This is a genomic window from Mycolicibacterium sp. HS_4_1 (assembly GCF_054515875.1).
Window position 1 is genome coordinate 2610480 of sequence record NZ_CM137261.1, and the last position, 15706, is coordinate 2626185.

Below are 15706 nucleotides of genomic sequence, written 5' to 3' on the forward strand. Positions count from 1 at the left end.
CGGCGGTTTCGAGGTTCCGATGGGCGAGCAGCTCAAAGACCTCGGCTACGCGGCGGGGTGGGGGCTGGTGCGGACCATGCCGGAGTTCGCCGCGCGCAACATGTTTGACGCGGGCGCGCTGTACGCGGCGCGCGGTGGCGGTCCCGAGCAACTGCGCAAGAACCTGGCCCGGGTGCTGGGCGTCCGGCCGGCCGAGGTGCCGGGCCGACTCATCCGCGCCTCACTCGCGTCCTACGGCCGCTACTGGCGGGAGGCCTTCCGGCTGCCGTCGATGAACCAGCGCACCCTGGGTGAGAAGCTCCGGCATTGTCTGGTCGGCACCGAGCACATTGCAGCGGGGCTCGAAAACGGTAAGGGCGTCATCCTGGCGGTGCCGCACAGCGGCAACTGGGACATGGCCGGCGTCTCGGTGGTGCACCAGTACGGAAGATTCACCACCGTGGCCGAGCGGCTGAAGCCCGAGTCGCTGTACAAGCGTTTCGTCGAGTACCGAGAGTCGCTCGGGTTTGAGATTCTGCCGCTGACCGGGGGAGTGCGTCCGCCGTTCGAGGTGCTCACCGAGCGGCTGCGGGAAAACCGCGTCGTGTGCCTCATGGCAGACCGGGACCTGTCCCGAAACGGCGTGCAGGTCAACCTTTTCGGCGAACCGACCCGGATGCCGGCGGGGCCGGCCAAGCTGACCGTCACCACCGGCGCGACGCTGCTGACGGTGCAGTGCTGGAACAAGCCCAACGACTGGCAGTTCGACGTGTCGTCACCGCTCGACACGTCCAGCGGTGACGTCGCGGCTATCACCCAGGATCTGGCGACGCGGTTCGAGGCGGGTATCGCGGCGCATCCCACCGACTGGCACATGCTGCAGCCCCAGTGGCTCGCCGACTTGTCCGAGGAACGTCGGGCCCGGTTGGCCGGGAACGACTGATGCGCATCGGCATGGTGTGCCCGTACTCGTTCGATGTACCGGGTGGCGTTCAGGCACACGTGCTGCAGCTGGCCGAGGTGATGCGCGGCTACGGCCACGAGGTCAGCGTGCTGGCGCCGTCGTCGGCGCAGACGCACGCCGACCTGCCGGACTACGTCGTCTCCGGCGGCAAGGCCGTGCCCATCCGGTACAACGGCTCGGTGGCGCGGCTGCGGTTCGGTCCAGCGACGCGCCGGATGGTCAAACGGTGGATCGTCGAGGGCGACTTCGATGTGCTGCACCTGCACGAGCCCAACGCCCCGAGCCTGTCCTTGCTGGCGCTGATGGTGGCCAGCGGTCCCATCGTCGCGACGTTCCACACGTCGACCACGAAGTCGTTGACGCTCAACGTCTTTCAAGGGATTCTGCGGCCGTGGAACGAGAAGATCATGGGCCGCATCGCGGTGTCCGATCTGGCGCGGCGCTGGCAGATGGAGGCGCTGGGCTCGGACGCCGTCGAGATTCCGAACGGCGTCGACGTGTCGGCATTCGACGACGCACCGCTGTTGCCCGGCTACCCACGGCCGGGCCGGACCGTGCTGTTCCTCGGCCGGTTCGACGAGCCACGTAAAGGGATGCAGGTGCTCGTCGGTGCATTGCCGAAGCTGGTGGCGGCCTGCCCCGACGTCGAGGTGCTGATCGTCGGCCGCGGTGACGAGGAGGCGCTCAAAGAGACCGTCGGCGAGCACGCAGGGCACCTGCGCTTCCTCGGCCTGGTCGATGACGCCGAGAAGGCGTCGGCAATGCGCAGCGCCGACGTGTACTGCGCCCCGAATACCGGCGGTGAGAGCTTCGGCATCGTGCTGGTCGAGGCCATGGCTGCGGGCACCCCCGTGGTGGCCAGTGACCTGGATGCCTTCCGGCGCGTGCTCGACCAGGGTGAGACGGGACGGCTGGTGCCGGTCGCCGACGCCGAGGCCCTCGGCGATGCGCTGGTCGAGATGTTGTCGAACGACGCGGCCCGTCGCCGCTACGCCGAGTCGGCGAGCCGGGCGGTGCGCCGCTACGACTGGTCGGTGGTCGCGCAGCAGATCATGCTGGTCTACGAAACGGTCGCGGGGTCGGGCACGAAGGTCCGGGTGGAGGGCGGCTGATGAGCTGGTTGCTGATCGTCGCGCCGGCCTTGCTGGCGGCGATGGTCCTGATCACCGTGGTGTGGGCCTATCAGACCGCGCACCGGCTCGACCGGCTGCATGTCCGCTATGACCTGTCGTGGCAGGCCCTGGATGGGGCGCTGGCCCGGCGCGCGGTGGTGGCCCGGGCCGTCGCGGCCGACGCGTACGGGTCGAGGCCGGCCGGCCGCCGGCTGGCGGCGCTGGCCGACGACGCCGAACGGGCATCTCGCGCGGCCCGCGAAGCTGCCGAGAACGAACTGTCCGCGGCCTTGGCGCAGGTTGACCCGGCGTCCATCCCGGTCACCCTGGTCGCCGAGCTCGCCGATGCCGAGGCCCGGGTGCTACTGGCCCGCCGCTTCCACAACGACGCCGTCCGGGACACCCTGGCGCTGCGGGAGCGCGTGCTGGTGCGCTGGCTGCATCTTGGCGGAACCGCGGCCATGCCAACCTATTTCGAGATCGTCGAGCGGGCGTCCCGGCATGAGCCCGGCACCGTGGGGCGGCGCACGTCGGCCCGGGTGGTGCTGCTGGATCAGGACGGGCACGTGTTGCTGTTCCGCGGCAGCGACCCGGCCGCCGACCCGCTGATGGCGCCGCGGTGGTGGTTCACCGTCGGGGGCGCGGTCGAACCGGACGAGGCACTTCCCGACGCGGCCGCCCGCGAGATCGCCGAGGAGACCGGACTGCAGGTCGACCCTGTCGACCTGACCGGCCCGGTGTGGCGCCGTGAGGCGGTGTTCGAGTTCAACGGGTCTGTGATCCGCAGAGAGGAATTCTTCTTCGTGTACCGCACCTCACGCTTCGAGCCGGTGACCAGTGGCCACACCACGGTGGAAAGGCAGTCGATCCACGCCCACCGCTGGTGTGACGCGGCGGTCATCGCCCGGCTGGCCGCAGATGGTGAGACTGTCTACCCATTGCAGCTCGGTGAATACCTTTCCCTCGCAGGCGAATTGGCGGACGGCAAACATCCGGTGGCGAGCGTGGGCGCGGAACCGCAGCCCATCCGGTGACGTCAGGTGACCTGCGCGGATAACCGATTTGGTCCGGCCACTAGACTTGGCCTGTACCAAATTCTTGAGGGAGATTGCAGTGGATACCGCAGCGGATAACAGCGGTCAGACGGGCACCGCCCGGGTCAAGCGCGGCATGGCCGAGATGCTGAAGGGCGGCGTCATCATGGACGTCGTCACGCCCGAGCAGGCACGTATCGCCGAAGGCTCAGGCGCCGTAGCCGTCATGGCGCTGGAGCGCGTACCCGCAGATATCCGCGCGCAGGGCGGTGTCTCGCGGATGAGCGACCCGGACATGATCGAGGGCATCATCGATGCGGTCACCATCCCGGTGATGGCCAAGGCCCGCATCGGCCACTTCGTCGAGGCGCAGATTCTGCAGAGCCTCGGCGTGGACTACATCGACGAGTCCGAGGTGCTGACCCCGGCGGACTACACCCACCACATCGACAAGTGGAAGTTCACCGTGCCGTTCGTCTGCGGCGCCACCAACCTCGGTGAGGCACTGCGACGCATCAACGAGGGTGCGGCCATGATCCGCTCCAAGGGTGAGGCCGGCACCGGTGACGTGTCCAACGCCACCACGCACATGCGCAAGATCGGCGGCGAAATCCGTCGGCTGACGTCGCTGTCGGAAGACGAATTGTACGTTGCTGCAAAGGAATTGCAGGCGCCGTACGAGTTGGTGGTCGAGGTCGCACGGGCCGGCAAGCTGCCCGTGACGCTGTTCACTGCCGGTGGCATCGCCACCCCGGCGGACGCCGCGATGATGATGCAGCTGGGCGCCGAGGGCGTGTTCGTCGGCTCCGGCATCTTCAAGTCCGGTGACCCGGCGGCTCGCGCCGCGGCCATCGTCAAGGCGACGACGTTCTACGACGACCCCGACACGCTGGCCAAGGTGTCGCGTGGTCTGGGTGAGGCCATGGTCGGCATCAACGTGGAGGATGTGCCGGAGCCGCATCGGCTCGCCGAGCGGGGCTGGTAGGCCCAACAGGGTGATGAGCCGCTTGCGTGAAGAACAGAGCTAGATGGCAATCGAGCAGATACTCGACCTCGAGCAACTCGAGGTCAACATCTACCGCGGCAGCGTCTTCAGCCCGGAATCGGGTTTCCTGCAGCGCACTTTCGGTGGCCACGTAGCCGGTCAGTCGTTGGTGTCCGCGGTGCGCACCGTCGAACCGAAGTATCAGGTGCATTCACTGCACGGGTACTTCCTGCGTCCCGGTGACGCCCGCGCACCGACGGTGTACATGGTGGAGCGCATTCGCGACGGCGGGTCTTTCTGCACCCGCCGCGTCAGCGCGATCCAGCATGGCGAGAACATCTTCTCGATGTCGGCGTCCTTTCAGACCGACCAGTCCGGCATCGAGCATCAGGACGTCATGCCGGTGCCGCCGCCCCCCGACCTGTCGACGGGGTTCCGGTCCGCCGGCGCATTCGACGACGCCGGTTTCGCCCAGTTCGATGAGTGGGACGTGCGCATCGTGCCGCGCGACCAAGTGGCGCGAGTGCCCGGCAAAGCGTCGCAGCAGCAGGTCTGGTTCCGGCACCGCGATCCGCTGCCCGACGACCACGTGCTGCACATCTGCGCGCTGGCCTACATGAGTGACCTGACCCTGCTGGGTTCGGCGCAGGTGAATCATCTTGAGGTACGCAAACATATGAACATCGCCTCGTTGGACCACGCTATGTGGTTCATGCGGCCGTTCCGGGCTGACGAATGGCTGCTGTACGACCAGTCGTCCCCGTCGGCGTGCGGCGGCCGAGCGTTGACGCAGGGCAAGATTTTCAACCAGTACGGCGATATGGTGGCCGCCGTGATGCAGGAGGGACTGACCCGCTACAGCCGCGGCTTCGTCCCACCGGCCGAGTGAGCCCGCACGTCGGTGTCCTGGCCTTGCAGGGGGACACCCGCGAGCATCTGGCTGCGCTGCGCGAGGCGGGCGCCGAGGTATCCACGGTCCGGCGGCTTGCCGAGCTGAATGCCATTGACGCCCTGGTGATTCCGGGCGGGGAATCCACTGCCATGAGCCACCTGCTGCGCGAGCTGGAACTCCTCGAGCCGCTGCGCGACCGCTTGGCGGCGGGGATGCCGTGCTACGGGTCGTGCGCCGGAATGATCCTGCTGGCCACCGAGATCAACGACGCGGGCGTGCCGGGACGCGAGGCGCTACCGCTCCGCGGCATCGATATGACGGTGCGGCGCAATGCTTTCGGTCGCCAGGTCGATTCCTTCGAGGATGACCTCGACTTCGTCGGGCTGGATGATCCCGTGCACGCGGTGTTCATCCGGGCGCCGTGGGTCGAGCGCGTCGGGCCCGACGTTGAGGTGCTGGCCCGCGCCGCCGGTCATCCCGTCGCGGTCCGCCAGGGCCGCATGCTCGCGACGTCATTCCATCCTGAAGTCACCGGCGACCGGCGCATCCACAAGCTTTTCGTCGACTCCCTCTGAGCGATTTGTGCACGATTTTCCGCTGACCGCGGATTATCGTGCACAAATCACGCCAACCAGACGCGCAGGCGCTCGTAGATCCGCGCGTCGTTCAGCAGCGTGAAGTGATGCGCCTCCGGCAGGTGCAGGTGATTGTCGCGGTCGAACCCCATGTCCCGCTTCCTGCTTCGGCCTCGCGCGCTGCGCACCTGAACCAGTCCGTCGCCGAGCACCCAGCCGATCGGGTTGGCCGGCGTCCGGGCGAGGGTCGCGGTCACGCAGTAGTACGACACCCCGTCGAGCAGAGGTACCTCGATTGGAGCCGCGGCCCGCAGGGCATCCGGCTCCCGATCACGCCAGTCGCGTTCGTCGAGCGAGCCGAACCGCAGGTCGCGGATTCCGGTGCTGCGGCGCCGCAGCAGGCTGCCGAACGGCCGGGTTTCCGGCAGCGCGCTGAGTGCGGCCGACCCGTAGTGCACGACCTTCTCCAGTGGTGCGCCGGTGTGCGGTGTGCCCAGCGTGACGACCGTGCGCACCTGGTCCACCCATGACCGGTCGGGCACCGCGCAGGCCGAGCGGATGACCAGCCCACCCATCGAATGGCCGACCAGCGAGATCGAGGTCACCGGTACCGGCCACGCCGCCACCAATTCATCCAGCAGGTCGGCGAGCAGTAGGCCGTTGTCGGAGACGTGCAGACCGGTGTTGTAGCGGATCTCCACGCCGGTGATGCCGATGTCGGCCCCGAGGCGCTGGCTGTAGGTCGGCCGCTTGCCGAGCGCCCAGAATGCCTCGGTCTCGATCAAGCCGTGGAGAAAGACGACGACGTCGCCCGAGAGAGCGGGGTAGGCGGCCCGCAGGCTGTCGGTGTTGAGTGCAACGGGCCGGCCGTCGACGCGTACCGACATCGTGGTCGCCAGCACGGAGCCCTGCTCGTGGAGCTTGTCGCCGATCAAACCCTGCAGTGCCGCGAGCACCCGGGCACTGCCGGGCCGGTCGGACAGCTTGCCTGTGACTTGCCCGTGGACCGCCTTGCCGGCGAGGGGCGCCGCCGTCGTCATCGTGTGACTGATGGTGGAGTAGACGCCGTCGGTGATGGCGTCGTAGACGACCTTCACGGGCTTGGCGGCCGGACCGACACCGAAACTCACCAGCCGGAACACGCGCTCAGAGATGGCCCGCTGGACCTGGTGGATGCCGTCGACGGCGCCGCCCAGCTCGTTCAGACCGAGCGCGGCGAGGGCGCCGGCTTCGCTGGCGATGGGGTCGTCCATGAAATGAGTGTACGAGTGTTCACTGGATATGCCGGTGGCAAATCTGCTGATTGTGAGCAGATTCATGAACTGCGTACCGGTCGGCAAGTCATAGCGGTGGCTCGCCCGCTTCACAGCCAGGCCATAGCTGGAGCTGCCTTAATGGTCGGGTGACTACGACATCCGCTGCCGTCCTGGACGCACCGGCGGCCGAACCGCAGACCGCGGCGCCGCGTCGCTGGAGTCTCGCGACCAAGACCGGGGAGCGCGCCGCGCTGGCCCTGCTGCTGGTCGTCACCGCGGCCGGCTACCTGTGGAACATCACCGTCAACGGCATGGGCAACCAGTTCTACGCGGCCGCCGTATGGGCCGGCTCGCAGAACTGGGAGGCGCTGCTATTCGGGTCCATCGACCCGAACAACGTCATCACGGTGGACAAGCCGCCGCTGTCGCAATGGGTCATGGCGCTGTCCGGCCAGATCTTCGGCTTCAGCAGCGCCAGCATGTTGATCCCCGAGGCGCTGATGGCGGTCGGCTCGGTGTGGCTGCTCTATGCCTCGGTACGACGGATCAGTGGTCCGGCGGCCGGTCTGCTCGCCGGGGCGGTGCTGGCGTTGACTCCGGTGTCCGCCATGATGTTCCGCTTCAACAACCCCGATGCGGCCATGGTGCTGCTGATGACGCTGGCGGCCTACTTCACCGTCCGGGCGCTCCACGGCAGTGTCGACGACGCGGCTCGCCGCGGTGTCGACGACGCGGCTCGCCGCGGTGGCGCCAAATGGATGGCGCTGGCCGGTGTCGCCCTCGGGTTCGCGTTCCTGGCCAAGATGCTCGAAGGCTTGATGGTGATGCCGGCCCTCGGGCTGACGTACCTGATCGCCGCGCCCGTCGCTCTGCGCAGCCGGCTGTGGCACCTGCTGGGCGCGCTGGGTGCGCTGCTGGCCTCCGCCGGCTGGTTCGTGGTGCTGACGATCCTGTGGCCGGCGTCGTCGCGCCCGTACATGGCGGGTTCGACCGACAACTCCTTCATGAATCTGGTGTTGGGCTACAACGGCTTTGGTCGCGTGCTCGGCAAGAACCACATGGGCAGGACCGACCCCGACAAGCCGTCGATGGTGCACACCCTCACCGGTGAGCACGCCGGTCATGCCGCCGGCGAGGCGATCAAGACGGTGGGGCATCACGGGTTTGGCATGGGCGATCAGACTCAGGGCCTGCCGCGACTGTTCACCGGCGAGTTCGGCTTCGAGATCGGCTGGCTGGTGCCGGCCGCGCTCCTGGCCACGGTGCTCGTCTTGATCTCCCGTGGACGCGCACCCCGCACCGATCTGGTCCGCGCCGGCGCACTCCTGTTCGGCGGCTGGCTGGTGAGCGTCGGCCTGGTGCTGAGCTTCATGAAGACCAACGTGCACCCGTACTACTGCCTCGCGCTGGTTCCGGCGATGGCCGCGATGTTCGCGATCTTCGTCGTCGAGTTCTGGCGCCGCCGGGATTCGAAGCTGCACCGGATCGGTTTGGCGACAGTGCTTTTGGGCAGTGCGGTGTGGGGTTTTGTGATCCTGGGCCGCAATGCCGACTGGCTGCCCGCATTGCGCTGGGTGCTCCTGGCCGCCGCGGTTGCCGGGGCCGCGGCACTGATCTGGTCGGGCGGCGACAACCGCAAGCGCATGGCGACGCTGGCGCTGGCACTGGCGATGTTCGGCGCCGTCGGGGGATCGGTGGCCTACTCGCTCGCGACCTTCGGCCAGCCGCACCTCGGCGGCGGACCGTCCGTCGGCCCGGCGGACAAGGACGACAAGGGGCACGGCGGCTGGGGTCAGCGGGACGCCAACCCCCAATTGAACGCGCTGCTCAAGGCCACCACCACGAAGTGGTCCGCCGCGATCGACCGGTCGTCTCCGGCCGCCGGCCTGGAGCTGGACACCCGCACGCCCGTCATCGCGATCGGTGGATTCGGCGGCAGCGACCCGGCCCCGACGCTGCAGCAGTTCCAGTCGTATGTGGCGGGCCATGAGGTGGCTTACTACATCGTCTCCGACAACAAGGGACACTGGGGCGCCGACGCCCACAGTCACATCGCGGACTGGGTGAGCACCACCTTCACGCCGATGAAAGTCGGGTCCGACACGGTCTACAACCTGGCCGTACCGGCCAAGAAGTAACGTCTGTTTCTGCGATTGACCAGGCCTGTCGGGCCCGCTATCCCGCCCACGTAAACTGGTCAATCGAAGTTTCACCAGAAAGAGGGCGTACACGCATGAGCGGCCATTCCAAGTGGGCGACAACCAAGCACCAGAAGGCCGTCAAGGACGCGCGCCGAGGTAAAGAGTTCGCCAAGCTGATCAAGAACATCGAGGTGGCGGCACGCACCGGCGGTGGTGATCCGGGCGGCAACCCGACGCTGTACGACGCTATCCAGAAGGCCAAGAAGACCTCGGTCCCGAACGACAACATCGAGCGGGCCCGCAAGCGTGGCGCGGGCGAAGAGGCCGGCGGCGCCGACTGGCAGACCATCATGTACGAGGGCTACGGCCCCAACGGTGTCGCCGTGCTCATCGAGTGCCTGAGCGACAACCGCAACCGCGCCGCCGGCGAGGTCCGCGTCGCGATGACCCGCAACGGCGGCAACATGGCCGACCCCGGTTCGGTGTCTTACCTGTTCTCCCGCAAGGGCATCATCACCCTGGAGAAGAACGGTCAGACCGAGGACGACGTCCTGATGGCCGTCCTGGACGCCGGCGCCGAAGAGGTCAACGACCTCGGTGACGCGTTCGAGGTCATCTGCGAGCCGACCGACCTGGTCGCGGTGCGCACCGCGCTGCAGGACGCCGGTATCGACTACGACTCCGCCGAGTCCGGCTTCCAGCCGTCGGTGTCGGTGCAGGTCGACCTCGAGGGCGCCCGCAAGGTGTTCAAGTTGGTCGACGCGCTCGAGGACAGTGACGACGTGCAGAACGTCTACACCAACGTCGACATCCCGGACGACGTCGCCGCACAGCTCGACGAGGAATAACCGCTTCGGCGGTAGCGTGCCGAGCATGTCCCAGCCGCCCCCGTTCAGCCCGACTGTCGCACTGCTGACGGTCAGCCGGGTCTGGGATGCCGCATTCGCCGACGCGCTGAAGCCGCTGGGCCTGACGACGCGAAAGTACGGCCTGCTGGGGCACATTCGCGGAAGTGCCGGCATCTCGTTCAGCGAGCTCGCGCGGCGGTCCCGGATCACCGTGCAGAGTGCGCATGCTGCCGTCGCGGCGTTCGTGGCGGCGGGTCTGGTCGATGACGGCACGGCACATGCCGGTGCGGCATCCACCTTGCGCGTGACGGCCGAGGGCGACGCGCTGTTGAACCGCGCCGCTGACGTCGTGACCGCTCTCGACGCCGAGTTCACCGCGCAGCATCCCGAACTGACCGAGGCGCTGCGCGCGTACATGGGCCGGATCACATCCGATCCTGCATAACCTTTAGTTAGGCTGAAGGTTATGCAAGCACTGCTGTTGTCCGTTCATGTCGTAGCGGGCATCCTCTTCGTCGGGCCGATTGCCGTGGCCACCAGCCTGTTTCCCCGATACGCGCCAGTCGTAGGCGCGTCCGCGGATACCGAACGCAGTGCAGGCATCGCCCGGCTGCTACATCGGATCACCCGCGTCTACGGCGTGCTGGCGCTCGTGGTTCCCATCGTCGGCCTCGCCCTCGCCGGAGTTCAGCGGCGGATGTCCGAAGTGTGGATCATCGCGGCGATCGCGCTCACGGCCGTCGCCGGCATTCTGCTCGTCGTGCAGATCGCGCCACGTCAGGCGCAGGCGCTCGCCACACCCGGCGGTGTCGCCGAACTGCGGGCCCTCGGCATGGTGACGGGCGTCTTCAACCTGCTCTGGGTCGTCGTCGCGGTGCTGATGGTCGTGCACCCGGGATCGAGGTACGCGTGAGCATCCGCCACTACCTGCGGCGGCCACCGGCCGTCACGGCGGCCGAGGCGCTGCGGCTCGTCGAAGAGGGCGCACTCGTCGTCGACGTGCGCCGCGCTTTCGAATGGCATCGGGTGCACATTCCGAGTGCGGTGCACCTGCCGCTGGAAGCATTGCCCGAGGGCTGCCTCGAACTTCCCGACGACCGCTTGCTCATCACCTTCTGTACCGGGGGTATCCGGTCCGTCGGCGCGGCAAATCTGTTGGTGGAGAACGGTTTCGAGGTGGTGAACATGACCGGCGGGCTCATTCAGTGGCGGGCTGCCGGGGGTTCGCTCGTCGCGCGATGAACCCGCTCAGCCGAGCGCCGCGGTGATCGGGGCGTTCCCGGAGATCAGTTCGAACGTCCGCCCGGCGGTTTCCGGCGCATCCAGTACGGCCAGGAGAACAGCCGCGACATCCGCGCGCGGAATGCTGCCGCGGCCCGTGTTTTCCGCGATGTGCACCAGGCCAGTGCCGGCCTCGTCGGTGAGTCGTCCTGGTCGGACGATCGTCGTCGCCAGTCCGCTACGGCCCCGCACGTCGGCGTCGGCCTCGGCCTTGGCCCGGATGTACGCCAGGAACACCGGGTCGTAACCAGCATCCAGGCTGCGGTCGTCGGCCGAGATCGCCGACACCATGACGTAGCGCGCGACCCCGGCGGCTTCAGCGGCATCGGCCAGCAGGATCGCCGCGTCCCGATCCACTGTCTGCTTGCGTTCGGCCCCGCTGCCCGGACCGGCTCCGGCCGCGAACACCACCGCGTCGGCGCCCTCGAGTTGCGCGGCGACGTCGGCCACCGACGCCCGCTCGAGATCGAGCACGATCGCCGTCGCGCCGGCCGCCTCCACGTCGGGGGCATGGGCTGGATTGCGGATCAGCCCGGCTACCGTGTCGCCGCGACGGGCAAGCAGTTGTTCCAGCAGTAGGGCGATTTTCCCGTGTCCGCCCGCGATGACGACCCGCATGCGTCCACTGTGTCACGTGCCCGCCCGCATCTGAGGCGTGTCCCTCGCCGGAACTGTCGCCACCGCCCGCTAAGCTATCGAACAGCTGTTCGGGACCGTAGTGAGGAGTGGGCGTGCGGGTGATGGGCGTCGACCCTGGTCTGACGCGCTGTGGCCTCTCGATGATCGAGGGTGGCACGGGGCGCAAGGTCACCGCGCTCGATGTGGACGTGGTGCGTACCCCGTCGGACGTCGAGCTGCAGCGGCGGTTGCTGACCATCAGCGACACCGTCGAGCACTGGATGGACACCCACCGGCCCGACGTCATCGCCATCGAGCGGGTGTTCGCCAACCAGAACGCCAACACCGCCATGGGGACGGCGCAGGCGGGCGGCGTCATCGCCCTGGCGGCGGCGCGTCGGGGGATCGACGTCCATTTCCACACGCCCAGTGAGGTGAAGGCCGCGGTCACCGGAAACGGTCGGGCGGACAAGGCCCAGGTCACCACCATGGTCACCAAAATCCTTGGTTTGCAACAGAAACCGACTCCGGCCGACGCCGCCGACGCGTTGGCCCTGGCCATCTGTCACTGCTGGCGGGCGCCCATGATCGCTCGGATGGCCGCGGCGGAGGCCAAGGCGGCGGAGTTCAAGAAGCAGTACGCGGCAAAGGTGAAGGCGGCACGCGCATGATCGCATCGGTCCGTGGCGAGGTCATCGACATCGCGCTCGATCACGCGGTGATCGAGGCCGCCGGCGTCGGCTACAAGATCATGGCCACCCCGGCGACGCTGTCCACGCTGCGCCGTGGCGCCGAGTCGCGACTGATCACCGCGATGATCGTGCGCGAGGACTCCCAGACGCTGTACGGCTTCGCCGACTCCGACGCCCGCGACCTGTTCAGCACCCTTCTCGGGGTGTCCGGTGTCGGTCCCAAGATTGCGCTGGCGACCCTCGCGGTCTACGACGCTCCGACGTTGCGACAGGCCTTGGCCGACGGCGACGTGACCGCCCTGACCCGGGTGCCGGGCATCGGCAAGCGGGGCGCTGAGCGCATGGTGCTGGAGTTGCGCGACAAGATCGGTGCGACGGCGGGAGCGGGCGTCGGCGTCACGGGAGGGCATTCGATTCGGGGACCGGTTGTGGAAGCCCTCATCGGACTCGGTTTTCCGGCCAAGCAGGCCGAGGAGGCCACCGACAAGGTGCTCGCCAACGATCCGGACGCCAACACCGCCACCGCGCTGCGGTCCGCCCTGTCGATGTTGGGTAAGAAGTGAGCCGCTTCGAAGACGAGGGCGCCGGGCCTGACGAGCCGCAGGACCGGGAAGTATCACCCGCGCTCACCGTCGGTGAGGGCGACGTCGACGCCAGCCTGCGGCCCAAGTCGCTGCGTGAGTTCATCGGCCAGCCCAGGGTGCGTGAACAGCTGCAACTGGTGCTCGAGGGCGCCAAGAACCGCGGCGGCACACCCGACCACATCCTGCTGTCCGGGCCGCCCGGTCTCGGCAAGACCTCGCTGGCCATGATCATCGCCGCCGAACTGAGTTCGTCACTGCGCGTCACGTCGGGTCCTGCGCTGGAACGCGCCGGCGATCTGGCCGCCATGCTCAGCAATCTGGTCGAGGGCGACGTCCTGTTCATCGACGAAATCCACCGTATCGCCCGCCCCGCCGAGGAGATGCTGTACCTGGCCATGGAGGACTTCCGGGTCGACGTTGTCGTCGGCAAGGGACCCGGCGCGACGTCGATTCCGCTGGAGGTCGCGCCGTTCACCCTGGTCGGTGCGACGACCCGCTCGGGCGCGCTGACCGGCCCGCTGCGCGACCGGTTCGGTTTCACCGCCCACATGGACTTCTACGAGCCGCCCGAGTTGGAACGGGTGCTGGCCCGCTCGGCCGGCATCCTCGGTATCGAGTTGGGCGCCGCGGCCGGCGCGGAAGTGGCCCGGCGGTCCCGCGGCACGCCGCGTATCGCCAACCGGTTGCTGCGGCGCGTTCGCGACTACGCCGAGGTCCGCGCCGACGGCGTCATCACCCGGGACGTGGCCAAGGCCGCACTCGCGGTCTACGACGTCGACGAGCTCGGCCTGGATCGTCTGGACCGGGCGGTATTGACCGCGCTGACCAAGAGTTTCGGGGGCGGTCCGGTCGGCGTCTCGACGCTGGCGGTCGCGGTCGGGGAGGAGGCCACCACCGTCGAGGAGGTGTGCGAGCCGTTCCTCGTGCGCGCCGGCATGATCGCCCGGACCCCGCGGGGCCGCGTGGCCACCCCGCAGGCGTGGACGCATCTGGGCCTACAACCGCCGATAAACGGACTTGGGCAAGCCGGACTGTTTGAATAGTGCCCATGCTGACTGCAGGGTTGATCGTTGCCGGCCTGGCCGCACTGTTGCACGTGTACATCTTCGTGATGGAGTCCCTCACCTGGACCTCACCGCGTACCAGGGCCACCTTCGGCCTCACCGAGCAACAGGCGGTGGACACCAAGGAGATGGCCTTCAATCAGGGTTTCTACAACCTGTTCCTGGCTGTCGTCACCGCCATCGGTATCGCCGCAATTGCCATGGGGCACTGCGGAATCGGTCTGGCGCTGATCTTTGCCGGGGTCGGTTCCATGCTGGCCGCGGCGCTGGTGTTGCTGCTGTCGTCCCCGGACAAGGCGCGCGCGGCGATCTCACAGGGCCTCTTCCCGGCGATAGCGGTCGTGCTGCTGGTGATCGTGACAGTGAGGTGATCCGTCGGTGGGCGGCCGCCATCGTCGCCGTCGTCGCCACCGTGCTGGCGCTCACCGGCACCGCGCGGTCGAGCGCGGACCCAGGGCCTGACCCGGCGCTGATCGCCGACGGCCTGGTCGCCGACGAACAGGCGGTGCGCGACCCGGGGACGCCCGAACCGGCGTTGATCTCGGCGGCGCACCGGCAGCAGGCGGCGTACCGCGACATCGCCCGGCACCCCGAATGGGACGGGGTCATCGCATCGCACATCCCGCCCGCCCTGGCCGCGGCGTATGAGCGCAACGTCGACGCCGGTCGTCAACTGTTCGGGATGACGCCGCCGCGCGACACCGTCCCACCGTGGACCATCCAGCCGCCGGCGCCCGCCGACGAACTTCTCGGCTACTACCGCGAGGCGCAGGCGGCGTCCGGGGTCGACTGGACGTATCTCGCGGCGATCAACCTCGTCGAGTCGCGGTTCGGTCGGATCAACGGCGACAGTACGGCCGGCGCGCAGGGCCCCATGCAGTTCCTGCCGTCGACGTTCGCCGCATACGGCAGCGGTGACGTCCGCGCGCCGCGCGATGCCATCCTCGCGGCCGGCCACTACCTGGCTGCCAACGGTTTCGCCGTCGACCGGGACGGCGCCCTGCACCACTACAACCATTCCGGCGCGTACGTCCGCGCGGTCGACGATTACGCGGCGGTGCTGGCCGCTGATCCCGCGGCGTTCGCGGGCTACCACCAATGGCAGGTCTACTACCGGACCACGGTCGGGGATCTCGTCCTGCCGGTCGGATACTCGGCGCCCAGCCCGATCCCGGCAGCTGACTACCTGGCCTCGCAACCGCAGTAGTGCCCGTCGGCGCTCGCGCCGGTTGCGGCCGCTGACGCCCGTGATGGCACACTGGTCAGTACCGCGGGACGTCGATCGGCTGGTCCGGCTCGCTTGCGGAGTTCACAGACTCAACAGAACGAAAGATTTTCGCTGTCATGGATTTGGTTGTCTTCCTGCCGCTGCTGCTGGTCATGGGTGCGTTCATGTTCTTCGCGTCGCGGCGTCAGCGGAAGCAGATGCAGGCCACCATCGACCTGCACAACTCGCTGAAGGTTGGCGACCGGGTGCACACCACGTCGGGTCTGCAGGCCACCATCACCCGGATCGATGACGACAACGTCGATCTCGAGATCGCTCCCGGCGTCGTCACCACCTGGATGAAGCTGGCCGTGCGCGACCGCGTCGAGGCCACCGAGGATGAGGTCGAGACTGCTGACGACCTGACTGTGGCGCCCTCAGAAGAAGGCGCGCCGAAGACCGAAGGCTGACATT

Annotated in this window: 19 protein-coding genes; 17 read left to right on the top strand and 2 right to left on the bottom strand. The window is 68.1% G+C overall.

Annotated features, from left to right (window positions below; genetic code table 11):
- The first annotated feature begins 19 nt into the window (after positions 1 to 19).
- The 6 genes from ACX12F_RS12490 to pdxT all read left to right on the top strand — a co-directional run bounded on the left by ACX12F_RS12490 (position 20) and on the right by pdxT (position 5541).
- A complete protein-coding gene (locus tag ACX12F_RS12490) occupies positions 20 to 922 on the top strand; it encodes a phosphatidylinositol mannoside acyltransferase (RefSeq protein ID WP_459370330.1) in 903 nt (300 codons plus the stop codon).
- Positions 922 to 2055, top strand: a complete 1134-nt coding sequence (locus tag ACX12F_RS12495) for a glycosyltransferase family 4 protein (protein ID WP_459369850.1) — start codon at positions 922 to 924, stop codon at positions 2053 to 2055. Before ACX12F_RS12490 ends, ACX12F_RS12495 begins: the two co-directional genes overlap by 1 nt.
- Entirely contained in the window at positions 2055 to 3089 is a 1035-nt protein-coding gene (locus tag ACX12F_RS12500; protein WP_459369851.1) for an NUDIX hydrolase, read from the top strand. Before ACX12F_RS12495 ends, ACX12F_RS12500 begins: the two co-directional genes overlap by 1 nt.
- A 79-nt stretch (positions 3090 to 3168) precedes the next feature.
- Positions 3169 to 4074: a pyridoxal 5'-phosphate synthase lyase subunit PdxS gene (gene pdxS, locus ACX12F_RS12505; protein ID WP_020101778.1), complete on the top strand. Its 906-nt coding sequence runs from the start codon at positions 3169 to 3171 to the stop codon at positions 4072 to 4074.
- A 43-nt stretch (positions 4075 to 4117) separates the two neighbouring features.
- Positions 4118 to 4963 carry an acyl-CoA thioesterase II gene (gene tesB, locus ACX12F_RS12510; protein WP_459369852.1) on the top strand — a complete coding sequence of 282 codons (846 nt, stop codon included), beginning with the start codon at positions 4118 to 4120 and terminating at the stop codon, positions 4961 to 4963.
- Positions 4960 to 5541, top strand: a complete 582-nt coding sequence (pdxT, locus tag ACX12F_RS12515) for a pyridoxal 5'-phosphate synthase glutaminase subunit PdxT (RefSeq protein ID WP_459369853.1) — start codon at positions 4960 to 4962, stop codon at positions 5539 to 5541. Before tesB ends, pdxT begins: the two co-directional genes overlap by 4 nt.
- Before the next feature lie 47 nt (positions 5542 to 5588).
- On the opposite strand, the gene ACX12F_RS12520 is transcribed toward pdxT, so the two are convergent.
- Positions 5589 to 6794 (bottom strand): esterase/lipase family protein, encoded by a 1206-nt coding sequence (locus tag ACX12F_RS12520; RefSeq protein WP_459369854.1) that lies wholly within the window; start codon positions 6792 to 6794, stop codon positions 5589 to 5591.
- Positions 6795 to 6943: 149 nt separating this feature from the next.
- Here ACX12F_RS12520 and ACX12F_RS12525 point away from each other — a divergent pair, with 149 nt between their 5' ends.
- From ACX12F_RS12525 to ACX12F_RS12545, 5 genes are all read left to right on the top strand, one after another.
- The gene (locus ACX12F_RS12525; RefSeq protein WP_459369855.1) at positions 6944 to 8935 is read left to right on the top strand and encodes an ArnT family glycosyltransferase; all 1992 of its coding nucleotides are present in this window, start codon (positions 6944 to 6946) and stop codon (positions 8933 to 8935) included.
- 95 nt (positions 8936 to 9030) lie between these two features.
- Positions 9031 to 9786: a YebC/PmpR family DNA-binding transcriptional regulator gene (locus ACX12F_RS12530; protein WP_459369856.1), complete on the top strand. Its 756-nt coding sequence runs from the start codon at positions 9031 to 9033 to the stop codon at positions 9784 to 9786.
- A 25-nt stretch (positions 9787 to 9811) separates the two neighbouring features.
- Entirely contained in the window at positions 9812 to 10231 is a 420-nt protein-coding gene (locus tag ACX12F_RS12535) for a MarR family transcriptional regulator (RefSeq protein WP_459369857.1), read from the top strand.
- A 21-nt stretch (positions 10232 to 10252) separates the two neighbouring features.
- Positions 10253 to 10699, top strand: a complete 447-nt coding sequence (locus ACX12F_RS12540) for a hypothetical protein (RefSeq protein ID WP_459369858.1) — start codon at positions 10253 to 10255, stop codon at positions 10697 to 10699.
- Complete coding sequence (locus tag ACX12F_RS12545; protein WP_459369859.1) at positions 10696 to 11028, top strand: rhodanese-like domain-containing protein; 333 nt, start codon at positions 10696 to 10698, stop codon at positions 11026 to 11028. The genes ACX12F_RS12540 and ACX12F_RS12545 overlap by 4 nt, the downstream gene beginning before the upstream one ends.
- Before the next feature lie 6 nt (positions 11029 to 11034).
- Here ACX12F_RS12545 and ACX12F_RS12550 read toward each other — a convergent pair whose 3' ends face one another.
- Positions 11035 to 11685, bottom strand: a complete 651-nt coding sequence (locus ACX12F_RS12550) for an NAD(P)H-binding protein (protein WP_459369860.1) — start codon at positions 11683 to 11685, stop codon at positions 11035 to 11037.
- 113 nt (positions 11686 to 11798) lie between these two features.
- Between ACX12F_RS12550 and ruvC the strand changes: the two genes are divergently transcribed.
- The 6 genes from ruvC (at position 11799) to yajC (ending at position 15702) form a co-directional block, all read left to right on the top strand.
- A complete protein-coding gene (gene ruvC, locus ACX12F_RS12555) occupies positions 11799 to 12356 on the top strand; it encodes a crossover junction endodeoxyribonuclease RuvC (protein ID WP_029105302.1) in 558 nt (185 codons plus the stop codon).
- Positions 12353 to 12940: a Holliday junction branch migration protein RuvA gene (gene ruvA / locus ACX12F_RS12560; protein WP_459369861.1), complete on the top strand. Its 588-nt coding sequence runs from the start codon at positions 12353 to 12355 to the stop codon at positions 12938 to 12940. The genes ruvC and ruvA overlap by 4 nt, the downstream gene beginning before the upstream one ends.
- On the top strand, positions 12937 to 14004 hold the full coding sequence (ruvB, locus tag ACX12F_RS12565; RefSeq protein WP_459369862.1) for a Holliday junction branch migration DNA helicase RuvB: 1068 nt from the start codon (positions 12937 to 12939) through the stop codon (positions 14002 to 14004). The genes ruvA and ruvB overlap by 4 nt, the downstream gene beginning before the upstream one ends.
- Positions 14005 to 14009: 5 nt before the next feature.
- Positions 14010 to 14396, top strand: coding sequence for a DUF1304 domain-containing protein (locus ACX12F_RS12570; RefSeq protein ID WP_459369863.1), 387 nt, complete (start codon positions 14010 to 14012; stop codon positions 14394 to 14396).
- A gap of 41 nt (positions 14397 to 14437) precedes the next feature.
- On the top strand, positions 14438 to 15232 hold the full coding sequence (locus tag ACX12F_RS12575; protein ID WP_459370331.1) for a lytic transglycosylase domain-containing protein: 795 nt from the start codon (positions 14438 to 14440) through the stop codon (positions 15230 to 15232).
- Positions 15233 to 15369: 137 nt separating this feature from the next.
- On the top strand, positions 15370 to 15702 hold the full coding sequence (gene yajC / locus ACX12F_RS12580) for a preprotein translocase subunit YajC (RefSeq protein WP_459369864.1): 333 nt from the start codon (positions 15370 to 15372) through the stop codon (positions 15700 to 15702).
- Positions 15703 to 15706: the final 4 nt, after the last annotated feature.

What these genes read in the sequence shown, in the direction of transcription:
- ACX12F_RS12490 (WP_459370330.1), top strand. Translation starts at nt 20, where the DNA reads ATGGGCGAGCAGCTCAAAGACCTCGGCTACGCGGCGGGGTGGGGGCTG.
- ACX12F_RS12495 (WP_459369850.1), top strand. Translation starts at nt 922, where the DNA reads ATGCGCATCGGCATGGTGTGCCCGTACTCGTTCGATGTACCGGGTGGC.
- ACX12F_RS12500 (WP_459369851.1), top strand. Translation starts at nt 2,055, where the DNA reads ATGAGCTGGTTGCTGATCGTCGCGCCGGCCTTGCTGGCGGCGATGGTC.
- tesB (WP_459369852.1), top strand. Translation starts at nt 4,118, where the DNA reads ATGGCAATCGAGCAGATACTCGACCTCGAGCAACTCGAGGTCAACATC.
- ACX12F_RS12520 (WP_459369854.1), bottom strand. Translation starts at nt 6,794, where the DNA reads ATGGACGACCCCATCGCCAGCGAAGCCGGCGCCCTCGCCGCGCTCGGT.
- ACX12F_RS12530 (WP_459369856.1), top strand. Translation starts at nt 9,031, where the DNA reads ATGAGCGGCCATTCCAAGTGGGCGACAACCAAGCACCAGAAGGCCGTC.
- ACX12F_RS12535 (WP_459369857.1), top strand. Translation starts at nt 9,812, where the DNA reads ATGTCCCAGCCGCCCCCGTTCAGCCCGACTGTCGCACTGCTGACGGTC.
- ACX12F_RS12540 (WP_459369858.1), top strand. Translation starts at nt 10,253, where the DNA reads ATGCAAGCACTGCTGTTGTCCGTTCATGTCGTAGCGGGCATCCTCTTC.
- ACX12F_RS12550 (WP_459369860.1), bottom strand. Translation starts at nt 11,685, where the DNA reads ATGCGGGTCGTCATCGCGGGCGGACACGGGAAAATCGCCCTACTGCTG.
- ruvA (WP_459369861.1), top strand. Translation starts at nt 12,353, where the DNA reads ATGATCGCATCGGTCCGTGGCGAGGTCATCGACATCGCGCTCGATCAC.
- ACX12F_RS12570 (WP_459369863.1), top strand. Translation starts at nt 14,010, where the DNA reads ATGCTGACTGCAGGGTTGATCGTTGCCGGCCTGGCCGCACTGTTGCAC.
- yajC (WP_459369864.1), top strand. Translation starts at nt 15,370, where the DNA reads ATGGATTTGGTTGTCTTCCTGCCGCTGCTGCTGGTCATGGGTGCGTTC.